At 34.1% G+C, this 23,866-nt stretch carries 27 protein-coding genes; 17 read left to right on the top strand and 10 right to left on the bottom strand.

The window, feature by feature from the left end; translation table 11 throughout:
* Nucleotides 1–3 precede the first annotated feature (3 nt).
* The 11 genes from ABNX05_RS09150 (at nucleotide 4) to ABNX05_RS09100 (ending at nucleotide 11,529) form a co-directional block, all read left to right on the top strand.
* Nucleotides 4–2,109, top strand: coding sequence for a peptidase domain-containing ABC transporter (locus tag ABNX05_RS09150; RefSeq protein WP_349659429.1), 2,106 nt, complete (start codon nucleotides 4–6; stop codon nucleotides 2,107–2,109).
* Nucleotides 2,110–2,176: 67 nt separating this feature from the next.
* Nucleotides 2,177–2,854: a response regulator transcription factor gene (locus tag ABNX05_RS09145; RefSeq protein ID WP_349659428.1), complete on the top strand. Its 678-nt coding sequence runs from the start codon at nucleotides 2,177–2,179 to the stop codon at nucleotides 2,852–2,854.
* A 123-nt stretch (nucleotides 2,855–2,977) separates the two neighbouring features.
* Nucleotides 2,978–3,895, top strand: a complete 918-nt coding sequence (locus tag ABNX05_RS09140) for a sensor histidine kinase (RefSeq protein ID WP_349659427.1) — start codon at nucleotides 2,978–2,980, stop codon at nucleotides 3,893–3,895.
* 234 nt (nucleotides 3,896–4,129) lie between these two features.
* Entirely contained in the window at nucleotides 4,130–4,573 is a 444-nt protein-coding gene (locus ABNX05_RS09135; RefSeq protein WP_349659426.1) for a VOC family protein, read from the top strand.
* Between the two features lie 256 nt (nucleotides 4,574–4,829).
* Nucleotides 4,830–5,498 (top strand): response regulator transcription factor, encoded by a 669-nt coding sequence (locus ABNX05_RS09130; RefSeq protein ID WP_349659425.1) that lies wholly within the window; start codon nucleotides 4,830–4,832, stop codon nucleotides 5,496–5,498.
* Nucleotides 5,495–6,847, top strand: a complete 1,353-nt coding sequence (locus tag ABNX05_RS09125; RefSeq protein ID WP_349659424.1) for a HAMP domain-containing sensor histidine kinase — start codon at nucleotides 5,495–5,497, stop codon at nucleotides 6,845–6,847. The genes ABNX05_RS09130 and ABNX05_RS09125 overlap by 4 nt, the downstream gene beginning before the upstream one ends.
* Nucleotides 6,848–7,551: 704 nt before the next feature.
* Nucleotides 7,552–8,463 carry an ABC transporter ATP-binding protein gene (locus ABNX05_RS09120; protein WP_349659423.1) on the top strand — a complete coding sequence of 304 codons (912 nt, stop codon included), beginning with the start codon at nucleotides 7,552–7,554 and terminating at the stop codon, nucleotides 8,461–8,463.
* The gene (locus tag ABNX05_RS09115) at nucleotides 8,460–9,170 is read left to right on the top strand and encodes an ABC transporter permease (protein WP_349659422.1); all 711 of its coding nucleotides are present in this window, start codon (nucleotides 8,460–8,462) and stop codon (nucleotides 9,168–9,170) included. Before ABNX05_RS09120 ends, ABNX05_RS09115 begins: the two co-directional genes overlap by 4 nt.
* Entirely contained in the window at nucleotides 9,171–9,908 is a 738-nt protein-coding gene (locus tag ABNX05_RS09110; RefSeq protein ID WP_349659421.1) for an ABC transporter permease, read from the top strand.
* Between the two features lie 52 nt (nucleotides 9,909–9,960).
* Nucleotides 9,961–11,223, top strand: a complete 1,263-nt coding sequence (locus tag ABNX05_RS09105) for an erythromycin esterase family protein (RefSeq protein WP_349659420.1) — start codon at nucleotides 9,961–9,963, stop codon at nucleotides 11,221–11,223.
* A gap of 147 nt (nucleotides 11,224–11,370) precedes the next feature.
* The gene (locus ABNX05_RS09100) at nucleotides 11,371–11,529 is read left to right on the top strand and encodes a DUF1540 domain-containing protein (RefSeq protein ID WP_082172635.1); all 159 of its coding nucleotides are present in this window, start codon (nucleotides 11,371–11,373) and stop codon (nucleotides 11,527–11,529) included.
* Between the two features lie 46 nt (nucleotides 11,530–11,575).
* Here ABNX05_RS09100 and ABNX05_RS09095 read toward each other — a convergent pair whose 3' ends face one another.
* Genes ABNX05_RS09095 through ABNX05_RS09080 form a run of 4 tightly spaced genes read right to left on the bottom strand, consistent with a single transcriptional unit; the run spans nucleotide 11,576 to nucleotide 14,193 of the window.
* Nucleotides 11,576–11,821 carry a group-specific protein gene (locus ABNX05_RS09095; protein ID WP_349659419.1) on the bottom strand — a complete coding sequence of 82 codons (246 nt, stop codon included), beginning with the start codon at nucleotides 11,819–11,821 and terminating at the stop codon, nucleotides 11,576–11,578.
* A 32-nt stretch (nucleotides 11,822–11,853) separates the two neighbouring features.
* Nucleotides 11,854–12,318, bottom strand: coding sequence for a hypothetical protein (locus tag ABNX05_RS09090; RefSeq protein WP_349659418.1), 465 nt, complete (start codon nucleotides 12,316–12,318; stop codon nucleotides 11,854–11,856).
* Between the two features lie 43 nt (nucleotides 12,319–12,361).
* Nucleotides 12,362–13,477 (bottom strand): sensor histidine kinase, encoded by a 1,116-nt coding sequence (locus tag ABNX05_RS09085; protein WP_349659417.1) that lies wholly within the window; start codon nucleotides 13,475–13,477, stop codon nucleotides 12,362–12,364.
* Nucleotides 13,468–14,193: a response regulator transcription factor gene (locus ABNX05_RS09080; RefSeq protein ID WP_349659416.1), complete on the bottom strand. Its 726-nt coding sequence runs from the start codon at nucleotides 14,191–14,193 to the stop codon at nucleotides 13,468–13,470. The genes ABNX05_RS09085 and ABNX05_RS09080 overlap by 10 nt, the downstream gene beginning before the upstream one ends.
* Nucleotides 14,194–14,350: 157 nt before the next feature.
* On the opposite strand from ABNX05_RS09080, the gene ABNX05_RS09075 reads away from it, so the two are divergent.
* The 4 genes from ABNX05_RS09075 to ABNX05_RS09060 all read left to right on the top strand — a co-directional run bounded on the left by ABNX05_RS09075 (nucleotide 14,351) and on the right by ABNX05_RS09060 (nucleotide 17,615).
* Nucleotides 14,351–15,274: an ABC transporter ATP-binding protein gene (locus tag ABNX05_RS09075; protein ID WP_349659415.1), complete on the top strand. Its 924-nt coding sequence runs from the start codon at nucleotides 14,351–14,353 to the stop codon at nucleotides 15,272–15,274.
* 31 nt (nucleotides 15,275–15,305) lie between these two features.
* Nucleotides 15,306–15,965: an ABC transporter permease gene (locus ABNX05_RS09070; protein WP_349659414.1), complete on the top strand. Its 660-nt coding sequence runs from the start codon at nucleotides 15,306–15,308 to the stop codon at nucleotides 15,963–15,965.
* 29 nt (nucleotides 15,966–15,994) lie between these two features.
* Nucleotides 15,995–16,864, top strand: coding sequence for a DUF4097 family beta strand repeat-containing protein (locus ABNX05_RS09065; RefSeq protein ID WP_349659413.1), 870 nt, complete (start codon nucleotides 15,995–15,997; stop codon nucleotides 16,862–16,864).
* Nucleotides 16,865–16,958: 94 nt separating this feature from the next.
* Nucleotides 16,959–17,615, top strand: a complete 657-nt coding sequence (locus tag ABNX05_RS09060) for a uridine kinase family protein (RefSeq protein ID WP_349659412.1) — start codon at nucleotides 16,959–16,961, stop codon at nucleotides 17,613–17,615.
* Nucleotides 17,616–17,695: 80 nt separating this feature from the next.
* Here the strand turns inward: ABNX05_RS09060 and ABNX05_RS09055 are convergent, their stop codons facing one another.
* The 3 genes from ABNX05_RS09055 to ABNX05_RS09045 form a co-directional block, all read right to left on the bottom strand.
* Nucleotides 17,696–18,346: an SIMPL domain-containing protein gene (locus tag ABNX05_RS09055; RefSeq protein WP_349659411.1), complete on the bottom strand. Its 651-nt coding sequence runs from the start codon at nucleotides 18,344–18,346 to the stop codon at nucleotides 17,696–17,698.
* 63 nt (nucleotides 18,347–18,409) lie between these two features.
* The gene (locus ABNX05_RS09050; protein ID WP_349659410.1) at nucleotides 18,410–19,033 is read right to left on the bottom strand and encodes a DUF2238 domain-containing protein; all 624 of its coding nucleotides are present in this window, start codon (nucleotides 19,031–19,033) and stop codon (nucleotides 18,410–18,412) included.
* Between the two features lie 117 nt (nucleotides 19,034–19,150).
* Nucleotides 19,151–19,453 carry a YunC family protein gene (locus tag ABNX05_RS09045; RefSeq protein WP_079562172.1) on the bottom strand — a complete coding sequence of 101 codons (303 nt, stop codon included), beginning with the start codon at nucleotides 19,451–19,453 and terminating at the stop codon, nucleotides 19,151–19,153.
* 203 nt (nucleotides 19,454–19,656) lie between these two features.
* Between ABNX05_RS09045 and ABNX05_RS09040 the strand changes: the two genes are divergently transcribed.
* A complete protein-coding gene (locus tag ABNX05_RS09040; protein WP_349659409.1) occupies nucleotides 19,657–20,394 on the top strand; it encodes a polysaccharide deacetylase family protein in 738 nt (245 codons plus the stop codon).
* A gap of 87 nt (nucleotides 20,395–20,481) precedes the next feature.
* On the opposite strand, the gene ABNX05_RS09035 is transcribed toward ABNX05_RS09040, so the two are convergent.
* Nucleotides 20,482–20,742 (bottom strand): hypothetical protein, encoded by a 261-nt coding sequence (locus ABNX05_RS09035; RefSeq protein WP_349659408.1) that lies wholly within the window; start codon nucleotides 20,740–20,742, stop codon nucleotides 20,482–20,484.
* A gap of 108 nt (nucleotides 20,743–20,850) precedes the next feature.
* Between ABNX05_RS09035 and ABNX05_RS09030 the strand changes: the two genes are divergently transcribed.
* Complete coding sequence (locus ABNX05_RS09030) at nucleotides 20,851–21,639, top strand: DUF2268 domain-containing putative Zn-dependent protease (RefSeq protein ID WP_349659407.1); 789 nt, start codon at nucleotides 20,851–20,853, stop codon at nucleotides 21,637–21,639.
* Between the two features lie 85 nt (nucleotides 21,640–21,724).
* On the opposite strand, the gene ABNX05_RS09025 is transcribed toward ABNX05_RS09030, so the two are convergent.
* Nucleotides 21,725–23,047 (bottom strand): CitMHS family transporter, encoded by a 1,323-nt coding sequence (locus ABNX05_RS09025; RefSeq protein ID WP_349659406.1) that lies wholly within the window; start codon nucleotides 23,045–23,047, stop codon nucleotides 21,725–21,727.
* Nucleotides 23,048–23,152: 105 nt separating this feature from the next.
* Entirely contained in the window at nucleotides 23,153–23,866 is a 714-nt protein-coding gene (locus ABNX05_RS09020; protein ID WP_349659405.1) for a response regulator, read from the bottom strand.

Raw genomic sequence — 23,866 nt, 5'->3', positions numbered from 1 at the left:
AAATTGAGAAAAAAAACTCCAGTAATTCTACAGAGAAACAAATATGATTGTGGATATGCTTGTCTAGCGATGTTATTTAGTTATGATGATAGTAAAATTTCCTCAAATATGTTACTTACTGAAGAAAAATTTAGAGCTGGTAGAGATGGTGTAACTTTACTAGAGCTTAAGAGAATTTCTAAAAAATTTAATGCTGAACTATCAGTTTATAAAGTAGACAATATTAAAGAATTTATACAGCAAAGAAAAGTAATAGAGCCTATGATGATTCATTGGAAAAATAATCATTTTATTATCATTACAAAAATACACAATAATAAAGCAGAAATAATCGATCCAGAAATGGGAATATCAGAAATTAGTTATGAAGAATTAATGCTGAATTATTCAGGATTTGTGGCGACATTAAAAAAGAATAGTAGAAATAAAGAAGTATTCATAAAAGAAAAGCATTATACCAAGAAGTTATTTGAATTAGTTGTTGAATTCAAAAAATATATTTATATAGTTATTTTTCTATCGTTTTTATATCAATCTTTAAATTTATTATTTCCGTTTATGACACAATTTTTAATAGATACATATACGAATAATAAATTATTTAACATTAGTATAAAAGCATTTTTAATTAGTATAGTAACTATTTTTATAATTTATTTTATGCTTCATTTATTAAGAATATTTTTTATTACAAAAACCCAATTAGTAATAAATTCTACTATGACTTCAAAGTTTATTGATAAATTATTCAAACTTCCACTTTCTTTTTATGATCGTAGTTCTGCTGGGGATATTGCAAGTAGAATTAATAATATTACAATGATTAGAGAAATAATATCTAGTCTTACCACTACTTTACTCCTAGATATAACATTAGTTGTAATCTACAGTATAGTATTAGTCAAGTATTCCGTCACTTTATCTGTAGTAGTATTTACTGCAGTATTAATTCAAATTATTTTAGTGAAAATATTGTTACCTAAAATTTCTATTTTTACAAATCAAGAGGTTGCTGGTCAAGCCGCATTCCAGACAGATTTGTTTGAAGTTCTTAGATCGATTAATTATATTAAAACTATAGGCGTGAACACTGAAATAAAAAAGAAATTAAACGATACATTTCAGAATCAACTGCGTAATTTTGCTAAGAGAATGAATTTATCTGCTGTCCTAGGTGGATTGTCGAGCTCAATTAATTTAATCTTACCTGTGGCTCTATTGTTTTTAGGACTACAATATGAAAATGAAATAGGGCTTTCTTTGGGTCAAATAGTAGCGTTTTCTACAATGTCCATGAATTTGCTATCACCAATTAGTTCAATAATTGGGAGCTTAGAATCTATAAAATTAGTGGAAGAGGTATATTTGAGAATAGATTCTGTATTAGAGGAAGAGGAAGAAAAAGCTAACTTAAATCCCAAGGTTCATATCGATACAATTAAAAAAGATATTGTTTTAGAAGATATTTCTTTTGGGTATAGTGGAAAGAATATTCTTCATAATATTAATCTATGTATCAAGCCCGGGGAAAAGTATTTAATTAAAGGGACAACCGGAGTTGGTAAGACAACTTTATTTAAGATTATTGCAGGACTGTATGAGCCAACAATTGGAATCATAAAATATGGAGTTCATCCTTATGATGACTTAAAAATAATGGATCTTAGAAAAAATATTGGATTTATTACTCAAGAAGTATCTTTATTTAATGGGACTATAGAAGATAATATTCGCTTCTATAATAATAATGTTTCATCTTCGGATATTGTACATGCTGCCAAAATGGCATGCATCCATGAAGAAATCATTAAATTTCCAATGGGGTATAATACAGTGTTAGGAGACAATGGAGCAACAATATCGGGTGGACAAAGACAGAGATTATCAATTGCTAGAACGCTTGCCGCTAATCCTGAAATGTTATTAATAGATGAAGGCACAAGTAACCTAGATATTGATACTGAGGAAGCAGTAATTAAAAATTTATTTGCTACTAACAAAACAATACTATTTATTTCACATAGACATAAAAATATCGAAGGTGTAAATCATATTTATAAACTTGATAATGGATTGTTGCAAAAAGAAAAAGAATATTCACTTCAATAATTAGTTTTTAAATATAGTCCTCGTAATATTATTTGCGTGGACTATATTTAGGATAGGGGAGATAAAAATGGATTGCGGAGTGCTAAAACATCTAAACTTGGTAATTATTGAAGATAATGATGATATACGTGAATTTTTACAAGACTTTTTCTCTAATTACTTCGAAAGTGTCATTTGTTTTAAAGATGGAACGTGTAACTTATCAATATTTAATGATATACATATTGTGATACTGGACATTATGTTACCATTCGAGGATGGATTTAGTTTATGTTCTAGGTTAAAATTACAAAATCCGGAATTACCCATTATTTTCTTAACAGCAAAAAATAATATAGACGATAAAATAAAGGGAATAACCATGGCTGATGATTATCTTGTAAAGCCCTTTGACCCATTGGAGTTACTAGCTAGAGTAAACTCTATTGCAAACAAAAAATATCATTCTATTATTGAAATTAAACATTTACTATTTAATATGCAAACCAAAAGATTACATAATAAACTTAATAATGAAGAGATATCATTAACTGATAAACAACTAAATCTATTTTTATATTTCATCCATAATAAAAATATTAACCTTTCAAAAGAACAAATTATGTCTTATTTGTGGGAGAATTATAGTACTTATGGAAATTTATCGGTGCATATAAAGCATTTAAGAGATAAAATTGAAATTGACCCTCAAAACCCAAATATTATAGAAACAATATATGGTTATGGTTATCGTTTAAATTATTAACCTTGATTGGAATGAGAAAAGGTGAGTTTTAGAAGAAAATACAAGTTATTTCTATATTTATCCTTATTAAGTATGCCGTTTTTGTTTTTAATATCAAATTACCTTTTTTACTTATTATTCGTAATGAGTAATTTTTTTTCAAAAGAATATTCTAGGTTTAACTCTGGAGATGCATATCCATATATTATAATACTCTTTTTATGTATAGTTTTTTTATACGGTTATTTATCATCAAAAGTAATCGATAAGTTAACAGATGATATTAATAATATTAGAGATGTAATTGATAACATTTACAGCAATTCTGAAATACCCGTTAAGCTTCCCGTTAAAGGGGAAGATGAAATATCAAAACTTAGCTTAGCAATAAATAGGCTACTAGATAGATTAATCTATAATCAATTAAAGATTGCTCAACAAGAAAAACTAAGAAAAGAATATATGAACCAATTATCTCACGATATTAGAACGCCTTTATCAGTAATCAAAACCCAACTGTATTATATTGAGAATGAAAGAAATCTTACACAAGCTATCCAAAAGATTAATTATAATATTAACTATTTAACTAAATTAATTGATCATATGTATGATGAAACTTTTATAAAACAAGAAGATGTAGACATTCCTTTAATAGAAGAAAATATTCAAGAAATTATATTGGAATCACTAAAGAAATGGAATTATTTATTTAAAAAAGAAAACATAACTATTTATAATAATATTAATCATTTAATAGTTTGGAAAATCGATAAATTATGGTTTGAAAGAATTTTAGATAATATCTTTCAAAACATTATAAATCATGCATCGGATAGCGATAAAATTATAATTAATTATGTACCTTCAAACGGGGAAGTACACGAATGTATATCTATTATAGATTTTGGATCAGGTTTTGATTTTGAACAGGAAATGCGTAAAAATGAGAATACAGGTCTCAAAATTATAAATAATGTTTCAGAAAAAATAGGTATTACTGTGACTTATACTTCTTCCAACAAAGGTACTCAAATACAGATGTTTAGAAAGTTAAGTTAATCGAAGTTTCGCTCGCATAGATTAACTAATTAATTGCCTGTTTATCAAGCATTAATATAGCTTCGTTTAAATGAGCCTTCATAAGCCAAAATAATATGGAGCGTTGTGGATTGAAAATAACTTATACAAAGAGTATATGGGCAGAAGCCGACATGAGGATTGCAAGAAGCTAGAAGGGGATTCAATGCTAAAGATAGAATAAGTAATTGAATCTTTTATAAAGGAGAGAGTGGGATGAATCGTTTAAATTTAATCACGTTGGGTGTAAAAAATATGGTCGAGTCTCTTAGATTTTATAGAGAGGGTCTAGGGTTTGATGTAATTGTTTATGGTGAGGAAACAAACCCAGATGTTATCTTCTTTAATAATGGAGGGACAAAGATCTCGCTGTTTCCGATTGAGCGTTTAGTAAAAGATATAAACGAAGCAAATCCACCGGAGATTGGCAATGGCTTTAATGGGATTACGCTTGCTTATAATGGAAAGTCAAAAGAAGAAGTTAATCAAGTATTTGATTTAGCTAAAAAGGCTGGGGCGGAAATCGTTAAAGAGCCAGAAACTGTATTTTGGGGTGGCTATAGTGGCTATTTCCAAGACCCAAACGGCTACTATTGGGAAGTTGCTTACGGAGACATGTGGCAGTTTGATGATCATGATATGTTGATTATTACTGAATAAAAGAAAGAAAGACGTATTTGGAGGGAATCCAAATACGTCTTTTTATAGTTAGCCTGTTTTATCACCCAACTTTTAGCGTATATCGCTCAACTTTTTAGTTTTATCGACATATCCCTAGCATTAGATGTGATTTATTCAATGACTCTCTCACTTTACAGACAATGATTGAGTACAAATCTATGAGATCGTATAATACAAATATGCTTTTAATAACATTTATTTCAAATATATATAGTAGATTGGGAGGTTTACCATTTTGTATAATATATTGTACGTAGAAGACGAAAAAGAGATTGGTCAATGGGTGACAAAGGATTTAACGGAAAGAGGCTATGAGGTTACATGGCTTGAATCTGGAGAAGAGGTCGATCAGCACATAGCTTTTAAAGATATCGCTATATTGGATGTGATGCTGCCGGGCTTAGATGGCTTTTCAATTGGCAAAAGAATTAAGCGGGAAAATAAAGAAATCCCGATTTTAATGCTGTCAGCACGAACTGCTGTTGAGGATAAAATAGAGGGCCTTAACTTCGCAGACGATTATTTAACGAAGCCATTCCACCCAGATGAACTTATAGCCCGTGTAGAGGTTTTACTAAGAAGATATCAAAAAAATGTTGATGTATTAGATCTTCAGCATTTAAAAATTTATACGAAAGATATGCGGATTATCAACAAGGAAACTAATGAAGAAATTCAATTAACGGGTAAGCAATTCTATTTATTACAGTATTTTATTCGCCATTTAAATCAAATTTTAACGAAGGAACAGCTCTATGAAGGTGTCTGGGGAGAAAGCTACATAGAAGGCGATAAGACATTAATGGTACATATTCGATACTTAAGAGAAAAAATAGAAATAAATCCAGCTAAGCCAACAATTATTGAAACCATTCGTGGTATTGGATATAGGGTGAAACAATGAAATTTTTTCGTTCATTATTAGTTAAGTATATGTTAATTATTTTGTTAGCCATTTTTATTGTCCAAATATCATACTTTGCTATAGCCCTTTTTGTGTTTGGATTTGGACAAACTGGTATTTCAAATGAAGTTCTCGTAGAAAGCGAAATGGAGCAAAAATGGCATACGGAAGCCAAAAGTATTAAAAGCTTTTCAGAAGAAGTAATTACTCAACATTTTAAGGATTGGCAGAAGCAATATCCAAAATCTTCTATGTTTTGGGTAAGTGAGGACGGAGCTTTACTCACAACATTGAATGTGAAGGAACAGCTTCCATCTAAATGGACCCCAGCCTATACTACAAAGTTTATTAAAGAGCGTTATGGTGGTGATCCATTTACAGTCATCGCTTTTTTAGGAGATGACGAATCCAATGGATTTATTGTTTTTGAAATTCCGAAAGAATTGTTTGAGCCACCACTTATTAAAGTGCATGAGCAATATGGGAGTGTTGTACTTTTTGGTGTTGTTGCGATTATTTTATTTTTCATTATCATCTCCTTTTTATTTTTCAGAGGAATTCGAAAACGACTATTGAATCTTCAGGAAGCAATGGAAATTCGTGATTTAGACGGGTTACCTATTGAAACGAAGGTCAAGAAGAAGGACGAAATAGGTCAGCTCGAACAAAGCTTTAATCGCATGGTATGTGAGCTTAGGGAAAGTAAGAATCGCGAGCAGAAGGAAGAACAGTTAAGACGTAAATTGATCGCTAATTTATCACATGATTTACGAACGCCATTAACGAAAATACGGGCGCAATCCTATTCTATTAGTAAAGAGGCATTATCAGAGGATGGGAAACAAGCGATTAAGGCAATGGAAGCATCGATTGTTAGTGTAGCCACATTAATAGAAAATTTAATGTCCTATACATTGCTGATGGCTAGTAAATATAAATTTGAGCCGAAAGAAATTAACATTATTCGATTTGTACGTGAGCAAATGACTACATGGTATTCAGTATTTGAAAAGGAAGGCTTTGAAATCGATATTGAACTACATTTATTTGAGAAAAATGAATGGCAAGTGGATCCGATTTGGCTTGGACGTATATTTGATAATTTATTTCAAAATATATTACGTCATGCAAGTAGCGGGAAATATATTGGCGTTGAAACTGAATCGACGGAGCATTATGATGCATTTATCATAAAAGATCACGGGAACGGAATGAAAAATGAATCCGATGCTAAAGGCGCTGGTATCGGCTTATCTATAGTCGATATTATGGTGAATGGCATGAATTTAGACTGGGATATTGAGTCAAGCGAATCCGGCACCAAGATTAAAATTAAACACTACAAGTAGAATAATCCGTGAAGTATGTTAAGGCATGCATGCTTCATTTCATACTTAGATTGATTGTTTAAATAGTATTTGCAAAGCTTATGGAATGCTATTTTTTGATTCATAATCCATACAGACTTCGTGGGAAAGCAGAGTGGGGTAGTACTTATAGTAATGCGATGGGAATTGCTTTCATATGATCTCTTCTTTTTAATGATCATCATAAAAGTCGGGAATTACATTTGATAAAACATAAGCTATGTAAATAAGTTGATCTTCGTTACGACTGGGCGACTCTTTGGGGATTAGCGTTAGAGGAGCGAAGGCTAAAACCATCACATCCTGTGATAAGGCCTTCGTGACCAACATCCTGCTGCTGCCGCTACGTTAGCACTACGCTTTCGCGCAAAAAACATCTGTTGCCCCAAGCGGCTCATCGAACGCCTCCAGGAAGCTCTGCTCTGCGCGAAAGCGAAGCGTCAGCGGCAAATGTTTTAAATGTGCGAAAGCGAAGCGACAGCAACAAATGTTTTAACTGTGCGAAAGCGAAGCGACAGCAACAACAAATGTTTTCTGTAGCGAAAGCAAAGCGGCAGCTACAAAGCGCCCAGCCGGAACGGAAATCAACCCACGTAATGATAAATGTCTTTTTTAAACAAAATTTAACCTTGAACCTTACCTATTTTTAACCTTCATTTCTTATGATAATTACAGAGGTGAGGACAATGGAATATATCGTACAAACAGAAAACTTATCAAAGAGCTTTGGTAAAGAGCAAGCTGTATCAAATATAAATTTAAAAATACGCAAAGGTGAAATATATGGATTTTTAGGACCGAATGGAGCGGGGAAAACGACGACGATTCGTATGCTTCTTGGTCTAATGAAGCCATCTTCTGGGACTATTAAAATGTTCCAAAAAGATTTAACGAAGGAAAGAATTAATATTTTATCAAAGGTTGGTTCATTAGTAGAGAACCCTTCTTATTATCCACATTTAACGGCTTATGAAAATTTAGAAGCGTTAAGAAAAATTTTAGGTGTACCGAAGTCACGTATCGATGAAGTGTTAGAAATTGTTCGTTTAAAGGATGCCGCAAATAAAAAAGTAAAGGGCTTTTCTCTTGGGATGAAACAGCGTTTAGGTATAGCTGCATCGTTGTTACATAATCCTGAATTACTTATTTTAGACGAGCCAACGAATGGTCTTGATCCATCTGGTATTATCGAAATTCGTAATTTGATTAAACGACTGCCTTCAGAGTATGGAATGACAATTATTATTTCAAGCCATCTATTATCTGAAATTGATCAAATGGCTACGCAAGTAGGTATTGTGACAAAGGGAAAAATGATTTTCCAAGATTCAATTGAAGCAATGCGTAGATTTGCCCAGCCAAAGGTAGTCATTAAAGTGAGCGACGGTGAAAAGGGGTGGCGTTCATTAGTAGCTAATGGTATTAAGGCAGAACATAAGGATGACCTCATTTCATTTGATGAATGTTCAGATGAAAAGGTTGCACATATTGTACAAATCCTTGTACAAGAAGGCATATCGGTTTACCGAGTAGAGGAAGAGAAACGATCTTTAGAGGATATTTTCCTTCAAATGACAACAGGAGAGCAAGCGCTATGATAGGGAAACTGTTAACTTCTGACTTTTTGAAAATTAAACGCAAAGGATTATGGTTTTTAACAGCTTTAGGACCAATAGGTGTTGTTGCTCTACAAATGGTGAATTACGGTGTAAGAAGGGACTATTTGTTAGAGCAAAGTGAGGACGATTGGGGCTACTATTTATTAAATGTTCATTCATTTACACCACTTGCTATCGTTTTAGGGATTGCTATTTTAACTTCATTTATAGCGAGCATTGAAAATGAAACGAACGCGTGGAAGCAATTAATTGCACTACCGGTGTCTAAATTAACGGTGTATTTATCAAAGTTCACTGTTCTAGCAATTCTGCTGTTCTTGTCTTCCACGATTTTAATGCTAATGACACTGGCTTACGGAGTCTTTTTAGACTTAGGCGATAGTACACCATATATGGAGATTGCTAAATTTGCTTATTATCCATATTTTGCATCGCTGCCAATATTGGCACTTCAACTTTGGATTGCAAGCGTTTGTCATAATCAGGGGATCCCAATTACAGTAGGTATTTTCGGCGTGATTTTTGCGTATTCCTCCTTTGTATTGCCGGATTGGATGATTTGGAAATGGCCATCTTTAATGAATCAATGGGATGAGCCCGTTATAAATGTCATGCTTGGAATCAGCATTGGTATTTTGCTGTATATTATCGGAATGATAGATTTCGCTAGAAGGGATGTAAAGTAAATGTGGTCAATACTGAGCGCTGAATGGTTTAAACTGCGAAAATCTAAAATGGTGCCAATCATTTTAGCAGGGCCGATAATCGGACTTTTTATCGGATTAACATCAAACTTAGAATCTAATACGCAAGATCTTGATGTGAATCCTTGGTACATTTCTTTGTTTTCAATGAATTTAACATACGCATTATTGTTTCTACCTTTAATTGCAGGGGTACTTGCAAGTCTTATTTGTAGATATGAGCATCAATCTGGCGGTTGGAAACAGCTTTTAGCATTGCCGGTAACAAGAGGGAAAGTGTTTGCTGCAAAATACGTGTTAATTATGATTCTTATGATGGCGATGCAATTACTATATTTATGTTCAATATTTGCTGTAGGTATGATAAAGGGCTATACAGACCCTCTCCCAATGGAAATTGTCTGGAAGAGCATTATCGGAGGATGGGTAGCGACATTGCCATTAGTAGCTTTGCAGTTGTGGATGTCTATCATGTTTAAAAGCTTCGCTGCTCCATTTGCAGTTAATGTAATTTTTACTTTACCTTCTATATTAGCAATCAATTCAAAAACTATCGGACCTTACTATCCATGGGCTCAACCATTTTCAATGATGTATGTTGGAGGCAATACGGACGATGTATTCTTCGTGCCTTGGGATCAATTATTAACAGTTGTAGGAGGAGGTTTCTTACTGTTTTTCCTTGGAGGATATTTATATTTCCAGCGAAAAGCTGTATAAAGTGCTGCTAACGCGGAATAACTTTTTTATAAATAAAGGGAGGCTTTTTTAAATGGTACTTGTTAAAAGGAGTTTTTTGTTAATTTCAACAATATTTCTTGTGTTTGTTTTAGCGGGATGGGGAAAGGTAGAGGCTGTTAAGGATGCTTCAAAATATACATCCGCGGTTGAAAATATCGATATTCCAAATGACGTGAAAGTAATTGGTTTTGGAGAAGCGACACATGGTAACGTTGAATTCCAAACTTTAAAGAAGGATGTATTTCAAGCTTTAATAAAAAATGAAAATGTTCGTGTTTTTGTGTTAGAAGGTGATTTTGGTGGCGCTCAGCAAATTAATCAGTTTATTTTAAATGGTACTGGCACAGCTGAGGAAGCGGTAAAAGCTTTGGATTATGGTATTTATAAAACAGAGCAAATGATTGAGTTTGTTCAGTGGATGCATGATTACAACATGACTGCCAATGAGAAAGATAAAATTTATTTTTACGGTAACGATATGCAACGCTATGACTATAGTAAAAAAGGGTTACTAGACTATTACGAAGTGGTCAATAGTGAAGGTGCTAAGCAATATAAGGTACAGCTAAAAGATGCGACGAATAAAACAATGAGAGATTTATCTAGTAGTCAGCTAGAGGAACTTGACAAAAATATGGATGCAATCATAAAGGATTTGCAAACAAATAAAGATTCTTATGAGAAGAAATCGTCGAAAGAAGCTTATTTACTTGCTGCTCAATATGCGCAAATTATGAAACAGCGAACACAATTGTTTTTAAGTGATAGTAATTATGCGAATCTTCGTGATGAATTTTTAGCAAACAACTTACAATGGATCGTTGATTTTGAAGGTGCTCGAGGTCATGATAAAGTACTGATGTCTGCTCATAATGGACATATAGAGAAAACTTCGGCGAATCTGGCAGGGTACAAATCTATGGGCCAATACTTAGACGAAGTATATAAAGATGCCTACTTTGCTATTGGGACTGACTTTGTTAAAAATACGTTTCAGGCACAAAATGAGTCTGGCGTAAGAAAAGAGTATACAATTAAGCACCGAAATGCATTAATAGATGCTTTCAGCGAAGTGAAGGAAAATATATTCTATGTAGACTTTAAAAAGGCTAATGAATCTCCGGATTTAGCTAACATCTTAGCAAAAAAACAAAGAATGGGTAATGTCGGAGATGACTTTAGCGTTTGGTATAAGTTTATGAAGATGCTCTATACAATTAATATGACACCCTCTGAGGCATATGATGGCATTATAATTGTGCAAAAGGCAACACCAACAAAGGTTATTGATTAACGTGGAGGGAAAGGCTATTACCTAGATGAAGGTAATAGCCTTACATCCATATAAATTATATTTTTCGCTCATTGCACCTTCTATCATAAATAAGTATTAAAATACCTCGGTTTTGTTAAAGATAACAAAAGAGGAGGTGTGGAAACGATGGCACAAGAAATTCTTTGTGAAGTCAATAACTGTACATTTTGGAACTCTGGAAACAGATGTGGTGCAGAAAAAATCTATGTTGTAAGTCAAAAAGGACAGCAGGCATCTAATAGTGAAGAAACAGATTGCAAAACATTTAATCCTGAAACACATTAAATGTTTAAAGGGTAACCATCAAAATGGTTACCCTTTTTCCATCTTTCTATAAATAGACATCCACTTTTTCTTTGTTAAATAAAAGCGCATGAGCATTTTTCACTTTTTCCTCTACATAATCTAATGAATACTTTCCATAGGAATCTGTTAAATCACCAATTGCACGAGATAAATTATCAATAACAGGAATCAATGTTTTTAAGTGTGTAAGTTCTTCACCTTTATGCATTTCATCAGTAATTTCATGAGCAAGATGTTGAATCTTTCTTAGTCGCAATTTTTCAGATTGCATGAAATCCTCCTTATTGAACCGATTTAAGATGCTTAAATATATGTCTCGCAATATAATTTCATGAATGATTCTGATAGGCCATCAAATTGATCGGGTTCACTGAAGAAGTAATCGGGTAAATCCCAAAAGTGATCGGGTTCACCGAAGAAGTAATCAGGTAAGCCCCAAAAGTGATCGGGTCCGCTACGAAAGTGGTCGGTTTGGCCGAAAGTGATCAGGTATGACTCAAAAGTGATCAGGTCCGCTATGAAAGTGATCGGGTTCGCCCGAAAAGTGATCAGGTCCGCTCGAAAAGTGATCGGGTTCGCCCGAAAAGTGATCGGGTATGACTCAAAAGTGATCAGGTCCGCTACGAAAGTGATCGGGTTCGCCCCAAAAGTGATCAGGTCCGCCCGAAAAGTGATCGGGTATGACTCAAAAGTGATCAGGTCCGCTACGAAAGTGATCGGGTTCACCCCGAAAGTGATCAGGTTCACCAGAGAAGTGATCAGGTTCAACGAAGAACTGCTCAAGTCGACCAATCCACAGCTTAGGCGAAATCTAAAAGTGTTCAAGTCCCATATTATTTTTAGGCAACGTAATAATAAACGTTGTTCCAATAGAAGATTCGCTCTGTACAGAAATAGTGCCATTATGAGCTTGAACGAGTTTATAAACGATCGCCATGCCCAGTCCAGTACCTTCAGAAGAAGATTCTGTTGTAGTTCCACGATAGTATTGTTGGAATATATTCTCCATCATGTGTTGAGACATCCCTACACCGTTATCCACAATGTGGATTTCTACATGCTCAACTCTATCGGAAATCTGTGTATAAATATTTGTGTTAGATGGATTGTGGATAATGGAATTCATAAGAATGTTTTGTAATATGCGTTGCATGAATTTCGTATCAAAGTCAATGTTTATAACAGATGTATCAGTTTTAAAGTGCAATATATAGTCATTTGCTTGTGGATTATTGCTTATGTTCGCAACAATTCTTCTTGTGAAATCCACAATATCCTGCTTAGTTTTATGCAAGGGTAACTGACCATCTGTATTATTAAGCTGAATAACGAGACTTAAATCTTGAATAAGCTCCTCCATATGCATGCCTTTATCTGCAATCTCTTGAATAAAAGAACGAGCTTCATCCTTAGACCAATCGTATTGTTCGTTTAATAATAGAGTAGAGTAGCCTGTAATATACGTTAATGGTGTTTTTAAATCATGTGAAATACCAGCAATCCATTCCTGTTTTGCTTGTTCAACCTCTTCACGTTCTGTTTCAGCAGCTTTTAATTTTCCTGATAAGGATTGTAGGTGTTGAAGTACTTCTTGATATAGCATATAACGCATATGGAGCTTTCCTTTGCGTGTATAAATTTTAGATAGTCCAACAGGCTGTTTGTAGTTTTCCTGTGATAGCTGATGGATCCAAGACATTATAAAACCAAGAGGACCCCCAAAATACCAACCAAATACGACAATACAAGCAAAGGTGCTAAACCCAAAAATCCATAGAACTAGTAAATTCTCATAATCCTCACTCACAGATTTTTTAAAGAGTGGAAGAATACCTTCGAGACCGATAATTATACAAATACCACTCAAAATCATCCACAGAATAATCCCCAATGCAAGATGCAACGTAAATCGAGTGTTTATTCGCATAGTGTATCCTCATTCGGGGGAATAAATTTATAGCCAATGCCCCTTAAATTCACAATTATTTTAGGCTTACGTGTATCATCCCCAAGCTTTTTCCTTAGCTTTGAAATATGAATCGTTACGGTTTTCTCCTCGCCATATACATCATTTCCCCACACGAATTCATAAAGCTGTGAAGTTGTGAAAATACGATTTGGATTTTTACAAAAGAAATGCAGTAGCTCTAGCTCTTTAGCTGTACATTCCACGAGCTGATTGTTAACGGTTAATGTAGCCGATTCAGGATTTAGAGCAAAGTAACCGAAATCAAATTTTGTATGCTGCTGTTGCTGAGAACGCTCATACATTTTTTGACGTCGAAGGATGACCTTTATTCGGGCGACTACCTCTAAAGGATTAAAAGGTTTTGTAATATAATCATCTCCACCGATACCCAATCCCGTTAATTTATCAAAATCAGTAGAGCGAGCACTGACAAAAATAATGGGTGTGTTTGAATGCTTACGTATTTCTGTGCAAAGTTCAAAGCCACTTATATTTGGTAGCATAATGTCGAGCAAAATAACATCGTACTGATTTTCTTTTACAAGCTGTAGTGTACTTTTTCCCGTTGAGGCAGTATCAATATTTATAAAGTTTTCTTTTCGTAATGTAATTTCTAATAATTTTAATATACCAATCTCATCATCAACGATTAGGATTTTTTCAGTAGTTTCCATTTTTATCCCTCATTTCAATTTCATCATAACAGCTTCTAATCTTTATATCCGTATTCTCTTGAAAAAATTACTGTCATTTTCCATCGAGTTTACTTTGATTTTACTTTCACTTATTAAGCTTAATGTAACGAATTCAAAATAGTAGGGAGTAAATAACATGGAAACCGTTATTCAAATACATCAATTAAGTAAAAGCTTTAAAGGAGTCAAGACCGTATCGAATGTCAACATGAACGTTATGAAGGGAGAAATTTATGGGTTTTTAGGTCCGAATGGGGCTGGAAAGACGACGATCATGAAGATGATTTTAAACTTAGTAAAACCAACTTCAGGTGAAATTAAAATAATGAATCAATCCATTTCTACTACTTCATATCAATACTTGAGCAAAATAGGCAGTATTATCGAGTATCCGGAATTTTATGAAAGACTAACAGCTAAAGAAAATTTAGAGCTTCACTGTGAGTATATTGGAGTTTATGAAAAGGGAGCAGTGGAGGAAACGCTAGAGATAGTAGGTCTCAATGGTGTTGAACATAAAAAAATACACGAATTTTCGCTTGGGATGAAGCAAAGGCTAGGCATCGCACGGGCAATTGTCGCAAAACCAGAAATCCTAATTCTTGATGAGCCGATTAATGGTCTCGATCCTATAGGCATTAAAGATATACGAGAGCTTTTATTGCTGTTAAAAGAAGAGCATGGAATCACTATATTAATATCAAGTCATATCGTATCAGAAATTGAATCGATAGCAGATACAATTGGCATTCTTCACAATGGGAAATTATTGAAAGAGGTGAAGATGGAGGATATTCGAAAAGATAATATGGAGTATTTGGAGATTAAAATAGACAATGTGAAAAAAGCAATTCCTGTGCTAGAGAACAAGTTAGGTATTCGGAAATATGAAATTGTGAATCAACATTGTATTCGAATTTTTGAACATGACATTTCTCAATCTCAAATTAATAAAGAACTTGTTTTAAATGACATTGTTGTCAATGGAATTAAAAAACAGCAACAGCATTTAGAAGAGTATTTCTTAAATCTTATTAATGGAGGGAATCAAATTGCATAAACTGCTAAGGCTTGAATAGAAAAAGAATTGTATGACTGGCTATTTTAAAGGTTTAATCATTTGTATTATAGGGATTTTTACTGCAGTTGCACTTATGGCAATAGGCGGTGATGGCGAGAGTGAGTTTTTAAATTATACAGAATTTATGTCGTTAACAGATATTTTAATCCGAATAGTTTTTATTATTTTTTCAAGTGTGATTTTAGCTCGTTTAGTTATTGATGAATATAAAAATAAGACAGTTCAATTATTATTTACGTATCCATTAAAAAGGAAAAAACTTATTCTTGCTAAGCTTTCTTTAGTTTTCGGATTTTGTTTCTTTAGCATTATGATTGCAACTTTTATGATTAATATCGCTGTTTATTTTTTAAATCCGATGATTGGTTTGTTTGAAACACCTGTTGAGATTCAAGAGATGGTAGCTACTATACCGTCAACCTTTATCAATGCATTTATGATGGCTGGGGTAAGCTTAATTCCTTTGTACTTTGGTATGCGAAAAAAGTCGACAGCTTCGACAATTACGTCAGCTGTTTTAATTGGATTCGTTATTAATGCAACAGTTTCTGATGGAACTACTTCTTCAAGTCTATATCAAATAATTGCTGTGCCAATTACTTTGTGTTTATTAGGGCTTCTTATTGGTTATCTGTCTTATCGAAAGGTAGATAAAGTGGATTTAACATAATACCCATCAATGAGAAATGAGGAGATAAAGTGAAAAAAGCTATAATTATTCTTATATTAATAATTGTTTGCGCAGGTGTAGTGCTCGTTCTTAAAGTAAATAGCGAACAGAGCTTTAAAAAGCAACAGACCTTTGATGCGCAACAAATTGAAGAATTAGAAATAAATAATGAAACGTGGAACATTTTATTGGAAAGTACTGACTCTAATGATCTGACAATTGCGATTGATGGAAAGCAACAAAAAAAGCAAAATGCTCCGGTAGAAATTAAACAGGACGGTAAAAAAATTAACGTACTTCAACATGATACTGAAGAAGGTTTTTTTAAAAACATTAGCATTGGAGATAAAGGAACAATTCGCATTTCTATTCCGAATAACACAGTGCATAACATTGGGGTAAGCAATAGCAATGGTGATATTAACATTAATAATTTAACAACAAAAGACATTATAATCTCCAGTGATTCAGGGTATAAGGTCATTAAAGGATTAGTGGCAGATAAGGGTGAATTTACATCGCAGGATGGGGAATTGAAGATGATGGATAGCACTGTGAATGAATTAACGATTGCTGCTACGAATGGTGATAGCTACATTACTAGAGTCTCTAGTCCACAAATGAAAATTACTGCTGGAAACGGTGAAGTACTTATGAAAGAAATGGATGAAGAAAAATCAACATTTATAGAAACCGGGTCAGGAGATTTTTCAGTATTCTATAAACATGCACCAAAGTCATTAGAGGTGGTAGCTAGCAGTAAATCCTCTGATATTATTGTTGATTTACAAGGATTTAAGAAAGAAACACATACTGAAGATTCGATGAAAGGTAAAATTGGCGAAGCTACAAAAAGATTAGAAATAATTAGTGAATCTGGTGTAATTCAGGTAAAATAGCACTATAAAAACTAAAAATTGTAAATGATTTCTGAGCAGTAGTTAATATCAATGAGATTTTGAGTTAAATATGAAAGCAACAGCGGGGGGAAAAATGGATAGGTTATTGCAAGATATCGTTACTTGGATCAAAAAAGAAAATAAATCAATTATTATCGGAATTTCTGGACATGGTGCAGCAGGAAAAACAACGTTTGCCAATAGGCTTATGCACCTTCTGAATCATGATGACGTAAATTATATTAATACGGACCCATATATTGTTAGTTCGGATATACGAAAGCATACAATTATCAATTATCCTTATCGAAACGAGCAGCATCATTTTAAAATGACAGCTTGCCATCCAGCGGCGCATCATTTACCTTCTTTGGAAAGAGACATTCAAATGGTTAGAAAAGGCCTGGATTTATTGACAATAGATACGCACTATATGAAAAGTGCGTTAATTTCTTCAAAAAATAAAGTAACTATTGTAGAAGGAATGAGTGTAGCATTTATTAATCCAAAGCTATTTGATTTGAAAATTTATTTTTATACAGATAATGATACGGAAATGAAGAGACGGTCATACCGGGATGTAGTTGAAAGGGGAGCGGATATCCATTATTTAAAGCAGTCGCATGAAGAACGTCGAATTCAATATGAATTGTTTATGCATTCGTATAGTCAGTATTTTGATATTATTGTTAAAACTTCTGATGAACTAGTATGTCTAGAAAAAAATACGTTTGAATTTAACTACAGATAATCTCAAATTGTAACTACAAGCTTAAATAACTTTAAAAGCCTTCATGCTATTCAAGCAGAAGGCTCATGTAAGGATACAAACTAATATTGAAATTTCACTCGAACAGTCGCATGAACGGCTATTTGCCCTTGTTCAATAGGTGTAGAAATGGCGGAGTCAGTCATCGCCATCGATCTATATAGGACAGGTCTATTTTTATGTTCCTCAACGATTTCGATTGGTTGAAGCTGGACGGGCAAATGCATCGTCTCTGCAATCGTTTTAGCTTTCATCTGGGCATTATGAAGGGCTAAACTAAGAGCTTGTTGATAATAGGCATCTTCGTTGTCAATGTCGAATTGGATAGAGGAAATACGATTTGCACCATTGTCTACTGCTGTGTCAATAATTTTACCAATCCGACTCGTATCCGTGACTTTAACGGTAATAGCATTTGATACTTCGTAGCCATTAAAAATCTGTTTGCCATCTTCATAATCATAAATTGGTGAAATAGTATAGACAGCTGTTTGAATATTTTCTCTAGGTATATGGAGAGCTAAAAGAGATTGGATAACACGATTCATCACTATTGTATTTTCTTGTTGCGCATCTTGTACATTTTTTCCTCTTGAATGGACTTCTATTTGAAGTTGAACATAACTTGGAGTAGCCATTACTTCTCCATTTCCAGTGACAGCAATCACGCGAGATACATGGGGTGGTTGTTGACTAACACTTGCATAGTACATAGAGTACCACCTTTCGAATGGTTCATACTTGTTATCCTATGCAAGCTACAGAAGAAAATTGATTTACTTTGCCTGCCTTCTCAACAATTTATCATGGAGTTTTGTAAATAGCAGTAAAGCCAAAATTGTCCCAAGGAAGGCCGAAAGCATGTCCCATTGTGCATCCCATCGATCTCCTTGCATACCTACAAAATCTTTCGCTCCTTCACTCCCTTTTGAAATTTTTGTACTGAGCCATTCAATGATTTCATAGATAGCAGCAATAGCAAGGAGTATACTTATGGATATGCCTGTTAACCAGGCGCCTTTAACTAGTGGTGTTTTTCGTATTAATATTTCTCTTATGACAATGGCCATCAAACCTTTTAGGAAATGCCCAAATCGATCGTAGTCATTTCGTTGTAAGTGAAACTCCTCTTTAATCCAGTTAAAAAGTGGAACCTCCGAATAAGTATAGTGTCCACCAATGAATGTTAAAATAGACAAAAGGGCAATGATAAAATAAGAAAGTGTTGTAAGGCGAAACTTGTTATAAATAGCGACTACAATAATAATTGCAACGACAGCAGGACTAACTTCTGCGAGCCAGTCTAAATAGGATACTGGTTTTATGACAGACCACACGAAAATAATAAGTACTATTAACAACAAAATCACATGTATTTTCCGATGATTATCTTTAGACAAAACGAACACTCCTTTTGTCTAAAGTATAGGAATAGAGTAAATAGCTTATACACTTTTACATAGGACTGAAGAAAAAAGCGCCTAGTCGTATTGCACTGACGCTTTGTAATAATTTTGTTATACCATTCTTAATAATGCCTCTACACCAGACATTCCTTCAGAAATACCAAGTTGATGAGCTTCATATGTCACAGATTCTAATGGAGCTGTCAATAACTCATCTATCGTTTTCACGCCAACTGCTCGACCAGCAATAATTTTCCGATCTGCTAAACGGTCATTTAATAGACCAACATCTAAAGCTCCACACATAATGTACCCCGTGTCGTTAGAAATTGTTAGCAGTGTTGTTTTTGGTAATTGAACAACTATTGCAGTGAAAAAATGGCCTTTGATCATAATAGGCTCAATTGTTACCATCCGAAATCACTCCTTTTCTCTATATACATATGGCGATAGTTAAAAAGGTGTTCGATATTTTTATTAAAAAAATTATTAGGTACCAAAGATGACCAGTGTTTTAAGAGGAGAAAACAGCCAAACCTTCATAAGTATAATTCATTGTAATTCGTAAATAGTAAGTTGACGGAGTTATGTGAATTTGAACTTGGGAGGTGATGCTTATGACACGCAAATATGTATTGGTTATATCCCTGTTTTTTTTAATCATATCGGTAATTTCTACAGTAGTGACAACCTATGCGGATAAAGGTCGACCTTATTATGAGGAGACAGGGGAAGTTGTATGGGACATTAACGCAAAAGACAAAATAATTGCTCTGACTTTCGATGACGGCCCTCATCCCGAGTATACGGCAGCTATTTTAGATTTATTGGCTAAGTATGATGCAAAAGCGACGTTTTTTATTATTGGAAAAAATGCAGAAAAATATCCAGACCTTGTTTTACGATCTTTTTCAGAAGGGCATGAGCTTGCCAATCATACGTATTCACATCCGTTTAAAGCTTCCATAGCTGAATTACAGTCACAATTACGTAAGACAAAGGAAATAATTTATAGTATTACTGGATTTGCACCAGTATTGTTCCGTCCAGTAGGTGGTAATTATAATGATCAAATGATCAATGCCGCTGTAAAGGATGGATACAAAGTAGTGATGTGGTCTTGGCATCAGGACACTCAAGATTGGAAACAGCCAGGGGTCAATAAAATAGTGCAAAAAGTGATGAAGGGAACGGAGCCAGGTGATGTTATTTTGTTCCACGATGGAGGCGGCAATCGTACGCAGACCATCAAAGCGTTGGAAGAAATATTGCCAAAACTGAAGAAACAAGGCTATACATTTGTCACAATATCCGAGTTGATTAAAATCAAACAGCAACAAGAGCAAGTGCAATGAGGACAATAAGCCATCTCAGTAGATTGAAATGGCTTATTTTTTCTCCATGTCTTCGCGCAACGGATAGTAAAATTAATCATTTCAATATTACCAAAATAGTAGTGGTGCTAGGGCAATTCCGGCAACTACCCCAAATGCGATTCCAATTCCAAAACCTGCTCCTGCTCCTCCGAAACCCCAACCCCATCCTAAACCATAACCACCAAATCGTCTATCAGGTAGAATCCATACTTGTCTTCTATCCACCCTAGTTATTTCTCCATAATGTACTCTGCCACATCTTTCTTCAATTCTTACACGTTTACCATGATATTGACAACAAAGATTATAAGTATCAGCTGGATTCACAAACTATCCCTCCTTTCGACTTCCTTACAAGCTAATATATGCGGTTGCGAACATTATCACTAGCCGATTGACTACTTTAGACATAAGCTAAAGTAAGGGGGGGAATGTATGTCAGTAATACCAACAGATGAGTGGCTCAATGAATTAATAGCTAGTCAAAAGCTAAATCACAAAAGTTTTGAGGACTTACAACGCTCTATTATTTGCAGTCGTTTAGTAGAGGTTTTTATTGGCGGATCTCTAGATGAAATCCAATTTGAGTTACTGCAACAGGGACTTTTTCAGTCACATGAAAAAATAGATATTAACAAGTTAAAAAAACAAAATGTTTGGGAAGTAGTGCAGAAGGAATTTATTTATTTAAAGGAGAGATGGAGCGGTCCAAATATACCAATCTATATCTTCCCAATCACACAGGAGCAAACGATTACTAAGAAAAACGGTGTTGCCTATCCAAACGCTATGTTTTTATATATAGGAGAGCTTGAAAAGCAGGAGCTTAAAGCGTTATTTGCACATGAGTATAACCATGTTTGTCGTCTGCAATATGTTAATAAATCGCTAGACGAAGTGACTTTATTAGATTCTTTAATTTTAGAAGGATTAGCAGAATGTGCAGTGGAGGAAATTTACGGGGATAAATGGTTAGCACCATGGTTGAGGTACTACTCATTGAATAAGATGCTAGAAATTTGGAAGGAGCATTTTTTGCCTCAAATCAATATTCAAGGATTAAACAATCATATTAAATTCTTATATGGTGGAAAGCTTCCTCAATGGATAGGATATTGCATTGGTTACGAAATAGTAAGTACCTATATAAAAAATCATTCATCAAATAAACTTCATGAAAAAAGTTCTGAGGAAATACTTGCTGGCTCTGATTTTTCTTTATAAGACGCTACCTCTATAAAAATAGCCAGCTGCCGATTCACTACTCGACAACTGGTACTATATTTCATCTCCAACATTCGGTGATGAGTTAGATAGCAATAATTCCTAATGCTACTGCAATGAATAGTAAAGTAATGCTCAATCCCCACATCCAGAAGAAAGAGTATTTTAAGTGTTTCCCCATTTCTAAGCCTGATAAGCCTAAAGCTAACCAAACGGCAGGGGCAAGTGGCGATACAAATGTACCTACAATATTACCAATAATCATCGCATAGGCAGTTGAAAGAGAATCAATATCGAAAGATAAGCCAATCTGTTCAACTACAGGGAATAAAGCGAAGTAATATGCGTCCGTACTTAATAATAAATCAAACGGTACCCCTAAAACCCCGATAATGATATGTAAATAAGATGATAGGGCTGATGGTAGTATGTGTACGGCGTTGTTGGCAATTGCAGTTAACATCCCAGTACCATTAAGTATGCCTAAAAATAATCCAGCGGCAATAATGATAGACGCCATCGTTAAGGCATTCGGAGCATGTGCTCGCACACGTTCCATTTGTTCTTTAGGAGAACGATAGTTGATTGGCAAGGCGATGGCGACGCCAATTAAAAAGGCTAATCCTGCTGGTAAAATACCTGCAACTAATATTCCGATAACAAGAACAGTAACTATTGCATTAATCCACAATAGTTTTGGTCGTTGTAAGCTTGTGTCTACTTCTGATGAAACAACTCCTTGTGTAATAGTATGATCATCATTTGTGAAGTCCAGGGTACCGTATTGTTTCAGAATACGCCTCTTTTCTCTAAAACCAAGGAACACCGCTAAAGCTAACATTAAAACGACACCAATGATTTGAATAGTGATTAAAGGATACCAAAGTTCAGTTACATCTGTCTCTAAAACTGAAGCAACACGACCTAATGGGCCACCCCAAGGAATCATATTAATAACTGCTGCCGCTCCCCCAACTAATAACAGCAAAAGATATGGATTCATCCGTAAACGTAAATATAAAGGCAATAATGCTGGGATTGTAATTAAAAATGTTGAAGCTCCAGAACCGTCTAGTTGCGCTACTACAGCAATTATCACTGTTATCACTGCAACGACAATAATGTTTCCTTTTGAAAGCGCAATCATTTTATTGATCAATGGCTCGAATAAACCTACATCCTGCATAATACCAAAGAAAATAATAGCGAATATAAACATAACAGCTACGTTCATCACAGAGCTTAATCCAGAACTAAAGAATTCTCCTAATTCATCAAAGTTAAAGCCAGCTATGAATGCAGCTACGATAGGTGGTATAACCATTGCTACAAGTGGTGATACACGACCACTAATTAGTAGAGCAACAATAATAATAATTGTTAAAAAACCGATTATACTTAGACTCAAAAGTATTTCCTCCCTTTGCGATTAATCATTCAGATTATTTAAAAAATATCACAGTGCTAAAGAGAGGAAAATAATATAATCATATGTTAAATAAATAACATAATATTAGTTTTGTTCATAAGTTCCATGAAAAACATATTTCCGTTCAGGTCTTCCAACGGTACCGTAAATTAGTTTTGTCTCTAAAAACTGCTCGCCAACTAAGTATTCTAAATAACGGCGAGCTGTTGAACGACTAGAACCGATTAAATCACTTAATTGTGAGGCTGTGAGCTCTTGGGTTTTGAGATCTTCAAAAATGCTTTTAACAATTTGTAATGTGTGCAAATCAATCCCTTTTACAAAGGTTTCTTCATCTACTACCTTATTGTTTGATTCATTGTAAAATAAAGAATCAATGTCATTTTGAGTGACATTTTTGCTATTTTGAAATAAACGAAGTTCCTGCAAATACTTCTGAAATGCGCGTTGAAGTCGTTGCTCTTCAAAGGGCTTTATTAAATAATCTAAAATTCCTAAGTCTACTATATCCTTTATTAAACTTATTTCAGTTGCTGCTGATATTACGATAATTTTTATAGATGGATAGAGGTGACGTATATGACTTACTAATGTGCTACCTTCAACATCCGGAATATATAAATCTGTTAATATAATTTCTGGTAAGCTAGAAGTCATCTCCAGCTTTTCGATCGTTTCTTTTCCTGTGCGTAAATTTTCAGTGACGATAAAACCTTCTATTTTATGAACATAATCGGCATGAATTTTTGCTACTCTAAAGTCATCTTCAATAATCCATACACTTTTTAATGTTATCAT

Source organism: Lysinibacillus zambalensis (assembly GCF_040183165.1).
GTDB classification, from domain to species: domain Bacteria; phylum Bacillota; class Bacilli; order Bacillales_A; family Planococcaceae; genus Lysinibacillus; species Lysinibacillus zambalensis.
Note: the sequence above shows the minus strand (reverse complement) of the source record. Positions and strands in the feature narration are given on the sequence as shown.

Coding starts and splice junctions, on each gene's coding strand:
- ABNX05_RS09145 (WP_349659428.1), top strand. CDS start 2,177: ATGGATTGCGGAGTGCTAAAACATCTAAACTTGGTAATTATTGAAGAT.
- ABNX05_RS09140 (WP_349659427.1), top strand. CDS start 2,978: ATGAGTAATTTTTTTTCAAAAGAATATTCTAGGTTTAACTCTGGAGAT.
- ABNX05_RS09135 (WP_349659426.1), top strand. CDS start 4,130: ATGAATCGTTTAAATTTAATCACGTTGGGTGTAAAAAATATGGTCGAG.
- ABNX05_RS09125 (WP_349659424.1), top strand. CDS start 5,495: ATGAAATTTTTTCGTTCATTATTAGTTAAGTATATGTTAATTATTTTG.
- ABNX05_RS09120 (WP_349659423.1), top strand. CDS start 7,552: ATGGAATATATCGTACAAACAGAAAACTTATCAAAGAGCTTTGGTAAA.
- ABNX05_RS09115 (WP_349659422.1), top strand. CDS start 8,460: ATGATAGGGAAACTGTTAACTTCTGACTTTTTGAAAATTAAACGCAAA.
- ABNX05_RS09110 (WP_349659421.1), top strand. CDS start 9,171: ATGTGGTCAATACTGAGCGCTGAATGGTTTAAACTGCGAAAATCTAAA.
- ABNX05_RS09105 (WP_349659420.1), top strand. CDS start 9,961: ATGGTACTTGTTAAAAGGAGTTTTTTGTTAATTTCAACAATATTTCTT.
- ABNX05_RS09100 (WP_082172635.1), top strand. CDS start 11,371: ATGGCACAAGAAATTCTTTGTGAAGTCAATAACTGTACATTTTGGAAC.
- ABNX05_RS09095 (WP_349659419.1), bottom strand. CDS start 11,821: ATGCAATCTGAAAAATTGCGACTAAGAAAGATTCAACATCTTGCTCAT.
- ABNX05_RS09085 (WP_349659417.1), bottom strand. CDS start 13,477: ATGCGAATAAACACTCGATTTACGTTGCATCTTGCATTGGGGATTATT.
- ABNX05_RS09080 (WP_349659416.1), bottom strand. CDS start 14,193: ATGGAAACTACTGAAAAAATCCTAATCGTTGATGATGAGATTGGTATA.
- ABNX05_RS09075 (WP_349659415.1), top strand. CDS start 14,351: ATGGAAACCGTTATTCAAATACATCAATTAAGTAAAAGCTTTAAAGGA.
- ABNX05_RS09070 (WP_349659414.1), top strand. CDS start 15,306: ATGACTGGCTATTTTAAAGGTTTAATCATTTGTATTATAGGGATTTTT.
- ABNX05_RS09060 (WP_349659412.1), top strand. CDS start 16,959: ATGGATAGGTTATTGCAAGATATCGTTACTTGGATCAAAAAAGAAAAT.
- ABNX05_RS09055 (WP_349659411.1), bottom strand. CDS start 18,346: ATGTACTATGCAAGTGTTAGTCAACAACCACCCCATGTATCTCGCGTG.
- ABNX05_RS09045 (WP_079562172.1), bottom strand. CDS start 19,453: ATGGTAACAATTGAGCCTATTATGATCAAAGGCCATTTTTTCACTGCA.
- ABNX05_RS09040 (WP_349659409.1), top strand. CDS start 19,657: ATGACACGCAAATATGTATTGGTTATATCCCTGTTTTTTTTAATCATA.
- ABNX05_RS09030 (WP_349659407.1), top strand. CDS start 20,851: ATGTCAGTAATACCAACAGATGAGTGGCTCAATGAATTAATAGCTAGT.
- ABNX05_RS09020 (WP_349659405.1), bottom strand. CDS start 23,866: ATGATAACATTAAAAAGTGTATGGATTATTGAAGATGACTTTAGAGTA.